This is a genomic window from Caballeronia sp. SL1002 (genome assembly GCF_057814995.1).
Genome location: NZ_JBYMUW010000002.1, coordinates 2,542,573 through 2,556,475, shown reverse-complemented (window position 1 = coordinate 2,556,475; position 13,903 = coordinate 2,542,573). Strand labels below are relative to the sequence as shown.

Below are 13,903 nucleotides of genomic sequence, written 5' to 3'. Positions count from 1 at the left end.
GCTTCACGGCGGCGAGGTGTGAGTCTGTGAAGCGCGCGCCGGTCAAGCAGTGGCAGCGCCGGCCATCCACGCTGTCGCGGCAGGCGCTCGCGGCGTATGCGGCGCTGGTCGTGTACGGCTCGCTGTATCCGTTTTCGGGCTGGCGCTCGCTCGGGCTCGGTCCTTTCGCGTTTCTCGCCGATCCCCTTCCGCAATACCTCACGGCCTTCGATGTCGTGACGAACGTGCTCGGCTATATCCCGCTCGGCGCGCTGTTCGTGCTCGCGCTCTATCCGCGCTGGCGCGGCGCGGCGGCGGTGGGCGCGGCGTTTATCGGCGGCGCGCTGCTGTCGGGCGCGATGGAGTCGATCCAGACCTATCTGCCGACGCGCGTCGCCTCGAATCTCGATCTCGCCGCGAACGCGCTCGGCGCGCTGATCGGCGGCGTGCTGACCGCGCCCGCCACGAGCGCCGTGCTGGATCGCGGTTTGCTGCGTCGCATGCGTTTTATCTGGTTCGAGCGCGACGCGGCGTTCATGCTCGGCCTGACCGCGCTCTGGCCGTTCGCGATCATGTTTCCCGCGCCGTTCCTGTTCGCGGTGGGCGATCTGCCGCGCATGCTCTGGGACGCGCTCGATTCCGGCATGCAGGACGCGTTGCTCGCGTGGACCCCGGCGGCGTGGGATGTCGCGAGCTGGCCGGATCGGTTCGACGATCTGTTGCCCGACGATGCCTGGGAGGCGCTGATCACCGCGCTCAACCTGTTCGCCGCGCTCGGCCTGGCCGCGCTGCCGATGCGCGAGCGCGCGCCGCGCGTGCGGCTTCTGCTGTGGCTCGTCGCGGCGACGCTCGGCGCGAAGGCGGGCGCGTCGTTTCTGCAATCGCGCGCGGGCCTCACCTTCGACTGGGCGACCGACGGCGCGCTGGAAGGCATCGTGGCGGGCGCGGCGGCGGGGCTGATGGCGCTCGCGCTGCCGCGCGTCTGGCGGGCGGCGCTCGCGGGCGGCGCGCTGATCGTCGCGCTCGTGCTCGTCAATTTGCTGCCTGTGAACCCGTATTTCGATATCGTGCTCGCCGACTGGCGGCAGGGCCGCTATCTGCATTTCAACGGTCTCGCGCACTGGCTCGCGTGGGTCTGGCCGTACGCCGCGCTCGGCTGGCTCGCGTCCACTGCGGAGCGCGCATGGCTCGCCCGGCGGCGCGGCGGCGATGGGCGGCGCTCGTTATAATCGGGCGCACAGCTCGACCGCATACCTCGGTTGCACCTCTCAACCTACGGGAACGCAATGGACTCCTTTTACAAATATCACGTCTTCTTCTGCCTGAATCAGCGCGAGCCGGACGCGTCGCGCCCGAGCTGCGCAAACTGCAATGCCCAGGCGATGCAGGAATACGCGAAAAAGCGCGTGAAGAAACTCGGGCTCGCGGGCGACGGCCAGGTGCGGATCAACAAGGCGGGGTGTCTCGACCGCTGCGAACTCGGGCCGGTGCTGGTGGTGTATCCGGAAGGCATCTGGTACACCTACGTGGACGAAGCCGATATCGACGAGATCGTCGAGTCGCATCTCGGGCAGGGAAAAATCGTCGAGCGTTTGCTGATCGACCAGCCTGCCGTCTGAAACCACGTCTGGATCCCCCTCATACGCGATGAACGCTCAGACCGAAAAATTCCTGATCGACGGCCCGGTGGGCAAGATCGAAGTCGCGCTCGACCGTCCCGACGGCGAGACGCGCGGCATTGCGCTCGTTGCGCACCCGCATCCGCTCTTCGGCGGCACGATGGACAACAAGGTCGCGCAGACGCTCGCGCGCACGATGGTGCAGCTTGGCTACGTGACGTATCGCTCGAATTTTCGCGGTGTCGGCGAGACGCAAGGCGAGCACGATAACGGCACCGGCGAATGCGAAGACCTGCTGGCCGTGCTCGATCACATGCGCGCCGAGCCGGGTCAGGCCGATGTGCCGCTCGTGCTCGCCGGGTTCTCGTTCGGCACGTTCGTCCTCTCGCACGCCGCGAAACGGCTACGCGACGCGGGCGCGCAAATCGAGCGGATGGTGTTCGTCGGCACGGCGGCGAGCCGCTGGGAAGTGGCCGAGGTGCCGGAAAACACGCTCGTGATTCACGGCGAAGTGGACGACACCGTGCCGATCCAGTCCGTCTACGACTGGGCGCGGCCGCAGGAATTGCCGGTGGTCGTGATTCCGGGCGGCGAGCACTTCTTTCACCGCAAGCTGCATATTCTGAAGCGCGTGATCGTCGATGCGTGGCGTTGAAGCGCGACGCCGTATAAGACGTTCGTAGGGTTCGAAGGCTTGAGCGGGGCGAGGGTTTTCATCGCACCGTTTGCTTACTCGTTTCTCCCGCGCATTCACATTCCGTTACGCAAAAGAGCCGCTTTTCAAGCCGGTTCCGAGATAAATCGCGTTCGGCTGACGCGTATAATGGCGCAGACTTTTTGCGCTGAAACTGGCGTTCAGCCGCCGTTTTTGCCCGGCAGGAATGTAAGGCCGAACGCGAGCACGAACGCAAGCACGAACGCATGAACGCAGCAGCGCAAAACGCAAGATCGCACCACTGCAAGATTGCCCGACCGGTCCGACGGTCACCCTGTTCAACCCGCGCTTCGCCGCCCGCAAGGGCAAGCCGCGAAGCGCCGATGCTTTTTCTGCCGACCCGATCCTATGCGCTTTTCCCCTTCCGGCCTGTCCCGTCCCGCTCATTCCGCTTCTTCTGCGTTTCATCGCGTAGTCACCGCCGCTGTCGTCATGCCCGCCGCGCTCGTGGCCGCCAGCGCGTTCGCGCAAGTGCCGCCGCCGGATGTGACGGCGCGCTCGTGGGTGCTCGTCGATGCCACCAGCAATCAGGTGCTCGCGTCCGGCAATCCCGATGAACGCTCGGAACCGGCGTCGCTCACCAAGCTGATGACCGCGTACCTCGTCTTCGACGCGCTGAAGACGAAGAAGATCAACATGGACCAGACCGTGATGCCGAGCGAAGCCGTGCGCCGCGTGGGCACGGACGAGTCGCGCATGTTCATCGAGGCGAACAAGCCGGTGACCGTGCATGACCTCGTGTACGGCATGATCATCCAGTCGGGTAACGACGCGGCCATCGCGCTCGCGGAACTGGTCGGCGGCAGCGAGTCGAACTTCGTCACGCTGATGAACGGCGCGGCGCAGAAGCTCGGCATGAAGAACACCCATTTCGCCGATGTGAACGGCATGCCGGATCCGCAGCACTACACCACGGCGGGCGATCTGGCCGTGCTGTCGGCGCGGCTGATCCGCGATTTCCCCGAGTACTACAGCATTTTCTCGGTGAAGGATTTCACCTACAACAAGATCAAGCAGCCGAACCGCAACCGGTTGTTGTGGCTCGATCCGACTGTCGATGGCCTGAAGACCGGCCACACGAAGGCGGCCGGTTACTGCCTGATCGCTACGTCGAAGCGACCGCTTCCCGGCGTGCCGGACGCGAGCCGCCGTTTGGTCGCCGTGATGATGGGCGAGCCGAAAGAGCACAACCGCGTGCAGGACAGCCTGAAGATGCTGAACTACGGCTACACCGCCTATGACGCGGTGCGCCTGTTCAAGGCGGGCCAGACCGTCGCCACGCCGCGCGTCTACAAGGGCGCGGAAAACAACGTGAAGGCGGGCGTCGATACCGATCAGTACATCACCGTGCCGAAGGGTCTCGGCGACAAGGTGAAGCCGGCTATTGTCGAAAACGCCACCATCGTCGCGCCGCTGAAAAAGGGCCAGGCGATCGGCACCGTCAAGATGATGGCCGACGGCAAGGAAGTCGCGCAGTTCCCGCTGGTGGCGCTGCAGGATGTGCCGGAGGCGGGCATCGTCGGGCGCTTGTGGGATTCCGCGCTGATGATGTGGCAAAAGCGCAAGTGAAGGTGACGCCGGACTGCGGTTCGGTGTGTGGTCTATGCTGGACTGCATGGGGCCTGGTAGCAGGCCCAAGGCGCGTGAGTTGGGCGGGATCGTTTGGCGAATCGTCCGGTGAAGCGCGCTGCGAGGCGTGGTGTGGAGCGTGCTGCAAAAGCGTGATGTGAAGCGTGATGTGAAGCGCCGCGTGCCTGAACGAAGGAGATGATCATGAGCACACCCAGCAATCCCGATATCGACGCATTATTCAATTTTCCCTGCGATTTTCCGATCAAGGTGATGGGTAAGTCGCATCCTGAATTTCAGGACGCCATCGTCACGGTGATCCGCGAGTTCGATAACGAATTCGATATCGCCAGGATTGAGACGCGGCCTTCGTCGGGCGGCACGTACACGGGGCTTACGCTCACGGTGCGGGCCCAGAGCCGCGCGCATCTCGATGATATTTATCGGGCGCTTACGGGGCATCCGATGGTGAAGGTCGTGCTTTAGGTTTTGCTGGCGCCCGTTGGTTTTGTTTGCTCGGGTCGCGCTTGCTGGGAGCTTGCTTTCGTGTAGGTTTATTAGCACTCCGCTATGCGCGGCAGCAGTCACTTTCTTTTGGGTAGCTGCGGAGAAAGTAACCAGAAAGCATCACGGGATTCGGCGCCGTGGGGCGGCTTGGTGTGGGTGGGTTACACCGTTTGATGTTCGGCCGCTTTTCCGGGAACTTGCTTTCGTGTAGGTCTATTAGCACGCCGCTATGCGCGGCAGCAGTCACTTTCTTTGCTGCTGCAAAGAAAGTAACCAAAGAAAGCAGCTTATCCGTCTAAGTGTCCACCACGACCCGTAACCGGGAGTGGCGCGCAAGCTGATTCGGCCATCGCACCACACAACAAAGTGGAGCCGCTCATCCATCCCGACAGGCACGAAGTGCCTGCCGGTTGGGCATAACCGAACAACCAAACCAAACCGACCGCCGGTTGCGAGATATGCCCGTCGTCCGAGCGTAGCGAGGATGGAACTGACAGGCGCTGTGCCAAAAGGAATAACTGCGCGCTAACCGGGTCAGCTTGCGGGCCTATCCGCGAAATTATGTGTGGTGGACACTTAGGCGGACTAGCTGCTTTCTTTGGTTACTTTCTTTGCAGCAGCAAAGAAAGTGACTGCTGCCGCGCATAGCGGCGTGCTAATAAACCTACGCGAAAGCAAGTTCCCAGAAGCGTGTGGTTAAGCCGCTACGTTTCCCGTCCGACGCGAAAGCAAGTTCCCAGAATCGTGTGGTTAAGCCCGCTACGTCTACCGTCCGACGCGAAAGCAAGTTCCCAGAAAGCGTGTGGTTAAGCCCGCTACGTTTCCCGTCCGACGCGAAAGCAAGTTCCCCGAAGCGTGTGGTTAAGCCCGCTACGTTTCCCGTCCGACGCGAAAGCAAGTTCCCAGAAGCTGCAGACCTTCAAACCCCGTCGTCCGTGGGCCCTCGTCCAAACCCCAGTCGCACCTCACGTGCGACCACACGGCATATCGCACATCGCCGGCGTCTGCGCGAACCACTCGCGAAACGTCTCGACCTCATCGAACAGCCAGTCGCGAAATTCCCGTACGCGCTTCGCTTTCATCGATTCCGGCGTGCAAACGAAGTAGTAAGTCCACGGACTCGGGCCGTCGATATTGAACAGCCGCACGATCCGCCCCGCCAGAAGGTCGTGCATCGCGAGCGAGCGGCGCACGAGTGCGATGCCCTGCCCATCGGCGGCGGCTTGCAGCAAATTCGACGAATCCTCATACAAGACGCCGCGTTTCGGCTCGGGCAACTCGGTCAGTCCGGCGGCGTCGAAGAACGGCCGCCAAAGTTCGTCGTTCGAGCGCAGAAGCGGCAGGTTCGCCAACTCGGCGGGCGTGCGCGGCAACTTGCCGCCATTGAAACTCGGCGAACATGCCGGGAAAAACACTTCTTCCAGCAGCATCTCGACGTGAAGTCCCGGATACTTACCGCGTCCGAAGCGAATCGCGACATCGACATCATCGCGCGCGAAGTCGGTGAGCGCGTTCGTCGACAGCATTTCCAGATCGATTTCCGGATGCTTTTCGATAAACCCGCCGATCCGCGGCGTGACGAAGCGCGCCGAGAACGACGACAGCATCGACACCACGAGCCGCCGGTCGCGATCGCCCGAACGCGCGCGCTTCGTGGCCTCGGCAAGCGCAAGCAGCGCGGAGCGGACATCGGCGGCGTACTGGCGGCCGAGTTCGGTCAGCCGCACGCGTTTGCCGTCGCGTGCGAAGAGCGTCACGCCGAGTTCGGCTTCGAGCGCGCGGATCTGATGGCTCACCGCGCCGTGCGTGACGAACAGTTCGTCGGCGGCGCGCGAGAAGCTTTCGTGGCGCGCCGCGGCCTCGAAGGCTTTCAGTGCGTTGAGCGCGGGAAGTTGTCGAAGATCCATGATTTCCGTGATGTCGTGCCCGTTGTCGAGGCGTCGTTGCTAATCCGGCTCACATAGCCGCGAAAATTGCTCGTTTTGCCCAAAGCCATACGCCGCCTACGATTGTAGCCATCAAGACGAATTTTGGCGGAGGCAATCATGCGAGAAATTTCCACAAGCGTCACGTTCGAAATCAATCCCGGCGAGACGGTTCCGATGCGCATCGCCCGAGGCACCCGGCTAACCGTGCACGGCGGGCCGGTCTGGGCGACCCGCAGCAACGACATCGAAGACTACTGGATTTCGCCCGGCGGCCATCTGCGCTTGAAGGAGCGCGAGCGGCTCTGGCTGAGCGTGGAAGGCGCGCGCCCTGCGAAAGTCGTGTTCACGATCGTGCCGCGCTGCGATCAACGCGCGGTCGGCTGGCTCGCGCGGCGGCTGGAATCGGCGATCAACCGTTTTCGTTCGGGCTGGAGAACGGTCTGAGCGCACGTTTCTCGCTGCCTGAGCGCTGTCTGGGCGCCGCCTAAGCGCGCACTTCCGACTATTCAGAAAAGCGCGCAAATTCAGCCCCGTCCTACGGCGTTCGCAAGATTTCGGTAAACTAGCGCAATCATGTGCGCCACGCCGGTTTCTTCTCTCCCCCACGCCACGGACGCAGGCGCGCCCGCCACCACGCTGACTGGCCCCGCCGGTCATGCCGTCGTGCTGCGCTGGCGCGGTCTCGAACCCTATTCCGTCAGTTTCGACGCGATGCGCGCGTTCACCGACGCGCGCACGCCCGACACGCTCGACGAAATCTGGCTCGTCGAGCATCCCCAGGTGTTCACGCTCGGCCTCGCGGGCGATCCGTCGCATCTGCTCAACGCCGATAGCGGGATTCCGCTCGTCAAGGTGGATCGCGGCGGGCAGATCACGTTTCACGGGCCGGGGCAGGTGGTCGCGTATCTGCTGCTCGATCTGCGGCGCCGGAAACTGATGGTCCGCGAGCTGGTGCGGCGGATCGAGGAGGGCGTGCTGGATACGCTCGCAGCGTATAATCTGGCGTCCGATCGCCGCGCCGGCGCGCCGGGAATCTACGTGACGAAACCGTCTGAAACCCAGCGCGCGCAAGGCTTCGACGTCGATGCCCACGCCTTGCACGAGGGCGCGAAAATCGCGGCGCTCGGCCTGAAAATCCGTAACGGCTGCAGTTATCACGGTGTGAGCCTGAACGTGAAAATGGATCTGCGGCCGTTTCTGGCGATCAATCCATGCGGCTACGCCGGGCTCGAAACAACCGACATGGCGACGCTCGGCGTCGCGGCAAGCTGGCAGGACGTGGCGCGCTCGCTTGCGACACGCCTTACTTACCACCTCGACGGCTCCCCCGCGGCCGCCGCCCAACCGCAGGACGGCCTGACCGTCTGAATGGATCGACCGAATGACTGACGTAACCGGAAATCTGGCTGGCGAAAGCGCTTCGAACGCACCGGCCACTCCGCCCGCCGCCTACGACGCGACGGCGAAACAGAAGGCGCAGGCCAAGACGGCGCGCATTCCGATCAAGATCATCCCGATCGAAAAATTGAAGAAGCCGGACTGGATCCGCGTGAAGGCCGCGACCGGCAGTTCGCGTTTCTACGAAATCAAGCAGATTCTTCGCGAGCACAACCTGCACACGGTGTGCGAGGAAGCGAGCTGCCCGAATATCGGTGAATGTTTCGGCAAGGGCACAGCCACGTTCATGATCATGGGCGACAAATGCACGCGCCGCTGCCCGTTCTGCGACGTCGGCCACGGACGCCCGGACCCGCTCGACGCGGACGAGCCGCTCAATCTCGCCCGCACGATCGGCGCGCTGAAGCTGAAATACGTGGTGATTACGAGCGTCGATCGCGACGATTTGCGCGACGGCGGGGCGGCGCATTTCGTCGAATGTATCCGGCAAGTGCGCGAACATTCGCCGCAAACGCGGATCGAAATTTTGACGCCGGACTTCCGCGGGCGTCTCGACCGCGCGATCGGCATTCTGACCGCCGCGCCGCCCGACGTGATGAACCACAATCTCGAAACGGTGCCGCGGCTGTACAAGGAAGCGCGTCCGGGCTCGGATTATCACCATTCGCTGAAGCTGCTGAAGGACTTCAAGGCGCTGCATCCGGAAGTCGCGACGAAGTCGGGGCTGATGGTCGGACTGGGCGAAACCGAGGAAGAAATTCTGCAGGTGATGCGGGATCTGCGCGCGCACGACGTGGACATGCTGACGATCGGCCAGTATTTGCAGCCGTCCGAGCATCACTTGCCGGTGCGCTCCTACGTGCATCCCGACACGTTCAAGATGTACGAGGAAGAAGCGTACAAAATGGGCTTCACGCACGCGGCCGTTGGCGCGATGGTGCGGTCGAGCTATCACGCGGATCAGCAGGCGCACGACGCGGGAGTGGTTTAAAACTCACCGTTTTGTGACCGCTGACAGAACCCACGCCTTTCGCGTGGGTTTTTTTTCGCCTGTCTCGTTGCCCGGACATCACGCCACGGAAAACGCACGGAAAACCTCGCGTAAACCCTCGTGAACCCCCGTAAACAAAGGCTCCTAGGGAAAACCCGAATCTCGTCCGGTTCGTCAGACGCGTGAATTCCGGAATTCCGGAAAGCCGGATTCGGCACGCATCGGCAGGCCAAAAAAGCCTTATAAATCAACCTTCTGACCGCGATAAAAACTGGCATCGACCTTGCAATACTAGAAGCGTGGCCGAGAGGCCGCCATAAAAAGCAAGGAGACAAGCCGATGCCCACATTTCACCCTAGGTGTACCTGAACGCGTCGTCGTTTTGCGGCCTCTGCTGCTCGCGGCGCGTTCCCGCGCGTTTCCAAACGCGCATGACGCACCTCGCGCTCGATCGCTCTGGCTCCTTATTTGCCCACTGCTGAAAAACTGTCCGGAACCATCGTGAAGAAACCTATCCATAAAGTCCTGTACGTCCAGGTGCTGGTGGCGATCGCCATCGGCATTGCGCTGGGGCATTTCTATCCCTCGCTTGCCGTGGATATGAAGCCGCTCGGCGACGGCTTCATCAAGCTCATCAAGATGGTGATCGGGCCGATCATTTTCTGTACGGTCGTGACCGGGATCGCGGGCATGGAGGACATGAAGAAGGTCGGGCGCGTGGGCGGCAAGGCGCTGCTCTATTTCGAGGTGGTATCGAGTTTCGCGCTGGTGCTCGGCCTGATCGCGACGCACGTGCTGAAGCCGGGCGTCGGCTTCAACATCGACCCGGCGACGCTCGACGGCAAGGCGGTCGCGTCGTACGCGGCAAAGGCGCACGGCCAGTCCACGGTCGATTTCCTGCTGCACATCATTCCGGACACGCTTTCGTCGGCGTTCGCGCAGGGTGAAATACTCCAGATCCTGCTGATCGCGCTGCTGTTCGGCGCGGTGCTCGCCACCGCGGGCGAGAAGGGCCGGGCGGTGACGAGCTTCATCGAAAGCCTGTCGCACATCCTGTTCGGCGTCGTGCGCATCATCACGAAGCTGGCCCCGATCGGCGCGTTCGGCGCGATGGCGTTCACCATCGGCAAGTACGGCATCGGCTCGCTCGTGCCGATGCTCAAGCTGATCGGCACGTTCTATCTCACGTCGATCGTGTTCGTGGTCGTGGTGCTCGGCATCATCGCGAAGATCGTGGGCTTCAACATCCTGCGTTTCGTCGCCTATATCAAGGAAGAAATGCTGATCGTGCTCGGCACGAGTTCGTCGGAAGCGGCGCTCCCGCAACTCATGCTCAAGCTCGAAAAGCTCGGCTGCTCGCGCTCGGTCGTGGGTCTCGTCGTGCCGACCGGCTATTCGTTCAACCTCGACGGCACCAACATCTACATGACGATGGCCGTGCTGTTCATCGCGCAGGCCACCAACACGGACCTCACGTGGATGCAGCAATTGACCCTGCTCGGCGTCACGATGCTGACCTCGAAGGGCGCGAGCGGCGTGACCGGCGCGGGCTTCATCACGCTGGCGGCAACGCTTGCCGTCGTGCCGACCATTCCGCTGTCGGGCATGGTGCTGATTCTCGGCATCGACCGTTTCATGAGCGAATGCCGCGCGCTGACGAACATCGTCGGCAACGGCGTGGCGACGGTCGTGGTGTCGGCGTGGGAAAACGAACTGGACCGCGACAAGCTGCGCGATCAACTGCGTCACGGCTCGGTCGATACCGAAGCCGAAACCGTCTGAACGTCTGAACGCCAGGACGGGCGGCGCACCATGAAAGCGGCGGAGCATCGGGCGACGGATGCGCCGCCGCAGTCGTCTGGCGCGCGGCCATTCGCTGCGGCCTATGCCACAATCGTGGATTCCCATCGGCTGGAATCTGCCCACGTGACGCGCCGCCTGCTTGTCTTCATCGCGCTCGCCGCCGCCCTCGCGGCCGCGTGCGCGCTGACGTGGACCGTGACGTGGCAGCGCGGTATCGACGAATTGCGGCACAACGCCGCCGCGCGCGTCGACCGCACGACGAGCACGCTGAAAAGCACGCTCGAACGCTACGAATATCTGCCGTATCTGCTGTCGCGCCATCCGTTCGTGCAGGACGTGCTGGCCGCGCCCAATCCGCAGTTCGCCGACCGCGCGAACCGCTATCTAGAAGACCTCAACAAGCACGCCCGCGCGAGCGCGACCTACATCATCCGGTCGAACGGACTGTGCGTCGCGGCGAGCAACTGGCGCGCGCCGGATAGTTTCGTCGGCGCGGAATACCTGTTCCGCCCGTATTTCGTCGATGCGGCGAAAGGCGGTGTCGGGCGCTTTTTCGGCGTCGGCACGATTTCGCGCGAACCGGGCTATTTCATCTCGCAGCCGGTGTTTCGCGAAGGCTCGCGTGACATTGTCGGCGTGGCGGTGGTGAAGCTGAATCTGGAATGGCTGCAGGGCGCGGATGCGTCCGAGCCGCTTCTCGTCACCGACGATCACGGCGTGATCTTCCTGTCGTCCGTGCCCGCGTGGAAATACCACACCGTGCGGCCGTTGCCGCAGAACATCGAGGCGTCGGTGTTCGCCACGCGCCAGTACGCGCAGCAGGCGATCGCGCCGCTGCCGATGACCGTCGTGAAGACGCTGCCGGGCGACGCGCAGATCGTGCGCGTCGGCGGCGGGCGCAACGCGCCGAGTTATCTGGCGACGCGCCGCTCGCTCGGCGAGCCGGACTGGCAACTCATCACGATGGCGCCGCTCGATCCCGTCGAGGAAGCCGCGGCCACCGCGACGATCGTGACCGCGCTCGTGTTCGTCTCGCTATGTCTGCTCGCGTTCTACTGGCGCATGCGCCGCGTGCGTATGCGTGAACTGATGCGTGGCCGAGCGCTGCTGCAGACGGCGTATGCCGAACTGAACCAGCGCGTCGCCGAGCGCACGGCCGATCTCTCGGAAGCGAACGCGCTGCTGACAAAGGAAGTCAGCGAGCGCACGCGCGCCGAGCAGGACTTGCGCGCCGCGCACGACGAGCTGATCCAGGCGAGCAAGCTCGCCGCGCTCGGCCAGATGGCGGCCGGCATCACGCACGAACTCAATCAGCCGCTCGCCGCGCTGCGAAGCTTTTCGGACAACACGCGCGTGCTGATCGAACGCGGCGATCAGGCGGCGGCGCGGGAAAATCTCGAAGCCATCGCGTCGCTGACCGAGCGCATGGGCAAGATCACGAATCAGTTGAAGCTGTTCGTGGCGAAGGCGCGGCCGCGCAACGCCCGGACCGACGTGGCGCGCGCCTGGCGCAACGTGCTCGCGATGCTGCGCCCGCGCATGCAGAACGTAGCGCTCGAATTGCCGCCGTGTCTCGACGAAGGGCGCGAGCCGGTTTACGCGCGATGCGAGGATCTGCGGCTGGAGCAGGTGCTGATCAACCTGCTCGGCAACGCGCTCGACGCGGTGAGCGCGTGCGACGCGCCGCGTATCGTCGTGACGATTACCGAACTCGACGGCGCGCTGGAAATGATCGTGCGCGACAATGGGCCGGGCATTCCGGAAGACGTGTTGCCGCGCCTGTTCGAGCCGTTTTTTACAACCAAGGAAATGGGACACGGCCTCGGGCTGGGTCTCGCGATTTCGTCGGCGATCGCGCGCGATTACGGCGGCACGCTGATCGCGCGGAATCTGCCGGCGCTGGTCGTGGTGGATGGTCCGGAAGGCGGCACGCAAGCCGACGCCGACCGCTCGCACGGCGCAGAATTCGTGCTGACGCTGCGGCGCGCGTGATATCCCCGAGAATTTTGAGAATGCCGACATGACGACTGGCCTGCAGGTCATTTTTATCGAAGACGACGAACTCGTGCGGCGCGCGAGCGTCCAGAGTCTGCAACTCGCGGGCTTCGACGTGACCGGCCACGGCAGCGTGGAAACGGCGGCGCGGTTCATCGACGCGAGTTTTCCGGGCGTGATCGTGAGCGATATCCGGCTGCCGGGCGCGAGCGGGCTGGATTTGCTCGCGCAGTGCCGCGAACGCGCGCCCGAGGTTCCGGTGATTCTCGTCACCGGTCACGGCGATATTTCGATGGCCGTGCAGGCGATGCGCGACGGCGCGTATGACTTTATCGAGAAGCCGTTCGCAACCGAGCGGTTGATCGACACCGTGCGGCGCGCGCTCGACCGCCGCAAGCTCGTGCTCGAAAACCAGGCGCTGCGGCGCGAACTCGCGGGCCAGAACAGCGTCGCGCCGCGCATCATCGGGCGTAGTCCGGCGATCGAGCAGGTGCGCAGATTGATCGCGAATGTCGCGCCGACCGACGCGTCCGTGCTCATCAACGGCGACACCGGCGCGGGCAAGGAACTGATCGCGCGCAGTCTCCACGACCTTTCGCCGCGCCGCGACAAGCCGTTTATCGCGGTGAATTGCGGCGCGTTGCCCGAGCAGATGTTCGAATCGGAGATGTTCGGATACGAGGCTGGCGCGTTCACCGGCGCGCAGAAGCGGCGAATCGGCAAGCTCGAACATGCGTCGGGCGGCACGCTTTTCCTCGATGAAATCGAGAGCATGCCGCTCTCGCTCCAGGTCAAATTGCTGCGCGTGCTGCAGGACGGCGTGCTGGAACGGCTCGGCTCGAACCAGCCGATCCGCGCGAATTGCCGCGTGGTCGCCGCCGCGAAAGGTGAAATGGCGGATCACGTCGCGGCGGGCACGTTCCGGCGCGATTTGCTGTACCGCCTGAACGTCGTAACCATCACGTTGCCGCCGCTGTCGGAGCGGCGCGAAGATATCGTGCCGCTCTTCGAGCATTTTCTGCTGGACGCTGCCGTGCGTTACGCGCGGCCCGCGCCGCTTCTCACCGACCGGCAGCGCGCCGAACTGATGCAGCGCGACTGGCCGGGCAACGTGCGCGAATTGCGCAACGCGGCGGACCGGATGGTGCTCGGCGTGATCGACGATGGCGCGGTGCCGCTCGATGCCGCGCTGCAGTCGCTCAAGGAACGCACCGAGCAGTTCGAGCGCGCGGTGATTGCGGAGGCGCTCGAACAGTGCGGCGGCGTGGTGGCGGCGGCTGCGGACCGGCTGCAACTCGGCAAGGCGACGCTTTACGAGAAGATCAAACGTTATGGGCTCGCGGCGAAGGGCGAAGCGGAGCGGTGAACGGCCTTCTATGTTGAGGGACGGCTGGAAATA

Annotated in this window: 12 protein-coding genes; 11 read left to right on the top strand and 1 reads right to left on the bottom strand. The window is 63.7% G+C overall.

All coding sequences use genetic code 11. The features are described 5' to 3' along the window. Positions 1-26 precede the first annotated feature (26 nt). The 5 genes from AC3D25_RS14265 to AC3D25_RS14245 all read left to right on the top strand — a co-directional run bounded on the left by AC3D25_RS14265 (position 27) and on the right by AC3D25_RS14245 (position 4,368). Entirely contained in the window at positions 27-1,208 is a 1,182-nt protein-coding gene (locus AC3D25_RS14265; protein WP_488889015.1) for a VanZ family protein, read from the top strand. Between the two features lie 57 nt (positions 1,209-1,265). After that, complete coding sequence (locus AC3D25_RS14260) at positions 1,266-1,598, top strand: (2Fe-2S) ferredoxin domain-containing protein (RefSeq protein WP_488889014.1); 333 nt, start codon at positions 1,266-1,268, stop codon at positions 1,596-1,598. A 28-nt stretch (positions 1,599-1,626) separates the two neighbouring features. Further along, on the top strand, positions 1,627-2,253 hold the full coding sequence (locus AC3D25_RS14255; protein ID WP_488889013.1) for an alpha/beta hydrolase: 627 nt from the start codon (positions 1,627-1,629) through the stop codon (positions 2,251-2,253). 408 nt (positions 2,254-2,661) lie between these two features. Continuing rightward, entirely contained in the window at positions 2,662-3,882 is a 1,221-nt protein-coding gene (locus tag AC3D25_RS14250; protein ID WP_488889012.1) for a D-alanyl-D-alanine carboxypeptidase family protein, read from the top strand. A 204-nt stretch (positions 3,883-4,086) separates the two neighbouring features. Continuing rightward, a complete protein-coding gene (locus AC3D25_RS14245; RefSeq protein WP_488889011.1) occupies positions 4,087-4,368 on the top strand; it encodes a DUF493 family protein in 282 nt (93 codons plus the stop codon). A 986-nt stretch (positions 4,369-5,354) separates the two neighbouring features. Here AC3D25_RS14245 and AC3D25_RS14240 read toward each other — a convergent pair. Then, positions 5,355-6,296 (bottom strand): transcriptional regulator GcvA, encoded by a 942-nt coding sequence (locus AC3D25_RS14240; protein ID WP_488889010.1) that lies wholly within the window; start codon positions 6,294-6,296, stop codon positions 5,355-5,357. A 138-nt stretch (positions 6,297-6,434) separates the two neighbouring features. Between AC3D25_RS14240 and AC3D25_RS14235 the strand changes: the two genes are divergently transcribed. The 6 genes from AC3D25_RS14235 (at position 6,435) to AC3D25_RS14210 (ending at position 13,870) form a co-directional block, all read left to right on the top strand. After that, complete coding sequence (locus AC3D25_RS14235; protein WP_488889009.1) at positions 6,435-6,761, top strand: DUF2917 domain-containing protein; 327 nt, start codon at positions 6,435-6,437, stop codon at positions 6,759-6,761. Between the two features lie 129 nt (positions 6,762-6,890). After that, positions 6,891-7,685, top strand: a complete 795-nt coding sequence (lipB, locus tag AC3D25_RS14230) for a lipoyl(octanoyl) transferase LipB (protein WP_488889008.1) — start codon at positions 6,891-6,893, stop codon at positions 7,683-7,685. Between the two features lie 13 nt (positions 7,686-7,698). Continuing rightward, positions 7,699-8,706 carry a lipoyl synthase gene (gene lipA, locus AC3D25_RS14225; protein WP_488889007.1) on the top strand — a complete coding sequence of 336 codons (1,008 nt, stop codon included), beginning with the start codon at positions 7,699-7,701 and terminating at the stop codon, positions 8,704-8,706. A gap of 501 nt (positions 8,707-9,207) precedes the next feature. After that, positions 9,208-10,488, top strand: a complete 1,281-nt coding sequence (locus tag AC3D25_RS14220) for a dicarboxylate/amino acid:cation symporter (protein WP_488889006.1) — start codon at positions 9,208-9,210, stop codon at positions 10,486-10,488. Positions 10,489-10,518: 30 nt separating this feature from the next. Beyond that, positions 10,519-12,501: a sensor histidine kinase gene (locus AC3D25_RS14215; protein WP_488889005.1), complete on the top strand. Its 1,983-nt coding sequence runs from the start codon at positions 10,519-10,521 to the stop codon at positions 12,499-12,501. A 28-nt stretch (positions 12,502-12,529) separates the two neighbouring features. Next, positions 12,530-13,870, top strand: a complete 1,341-nt coding sequence (locus AC3D25_RS14210; protein ID WP_488889004.1) for a sigma-54-dependent transcriptional regulator — start codon at positions 12,530-12,532, stop codon at positions 13,868-13,870. Positions 13,871-13,903: the final 33 nt, after the last annotated feature.

What these genes read in the sequence shown, in the direction of transcription:
- AC3D25_RS14260 (WP_488889014.1), top strand. Translation starts at nt 1,266, where the DNA reads ATGGACTCCTTTTACAAATATCACGTCTTCTTCTGCCTGAATCAGCGC.
- AC3D25_RS14255 (WP_488889013.1), top strand. Translation starts at nt 1,627, where the DNA reads ATGAACGCTCAGACCGAAAAATTCCTGATCGACGGCCCGGTGGGCAAG.
- AC3D25_RS14250 (WP_488889012.1), top strand. Translation starts at nt 2,662, where the DNA reads ATGCGCTTTTCCCCTTCCGGCCTGTCCCGTCCCGCTCATTCCGCTTCT.
- AC3D25_RS14245 (WP_488889011.1), top strand. Translation starts at nt 4,087, where the DNA reads ATGAGCACACCCAGCAATCCCGATATCGACGCATTATTCAATTTTCCC.
- AC3D25_RS14240 (WP_488889010.1), bottom strand. Translation starts at nt 6,296, where the DNA reads ATGGATCTTCGACAACTTCCCGCGCTCAACGCACTGAAAGCCTTCGAG.
- AC3D25_RS14235 (WP_488889009.1), top strand. Translation starts at nt 6,435, where the DNA reads ATGCGAGAAATTTCCACAAGCGTCACGTTCGAAATCAATCCCGGCGAG.
- lipB (WP_488889008.1), top strand. Translation starts at nt 6,891, where the DNA reads ATGTGCGCCACGCCGGTTTCTTCTCTCCCCCACGCCACGGACGCAGGC.
- lipA (WP_488889007.1), top strand. Translation starts at nt 7,699, where the DNA reads ATGACTGACGTAACCGGAAATCTGGCTGGCGAAAGCGCTTCGAACGCA.
- AC3D25_RS14215 (WP_488889005.1), top strand. Translation starts at nt 10,519, where the DNA reads ATGAAAGCGGCGGAGCATCGGGCGACGGATGCGCCGCCGCAGTCGTCT.
- AC3D25_RS14210 (WP_488889004.1), top strand. Translation starts at nt 12,530, where the DNA reads ATGACGACTGGCCTGCAGGTCATTTTTATCGAAGACGACGAACTCGTG.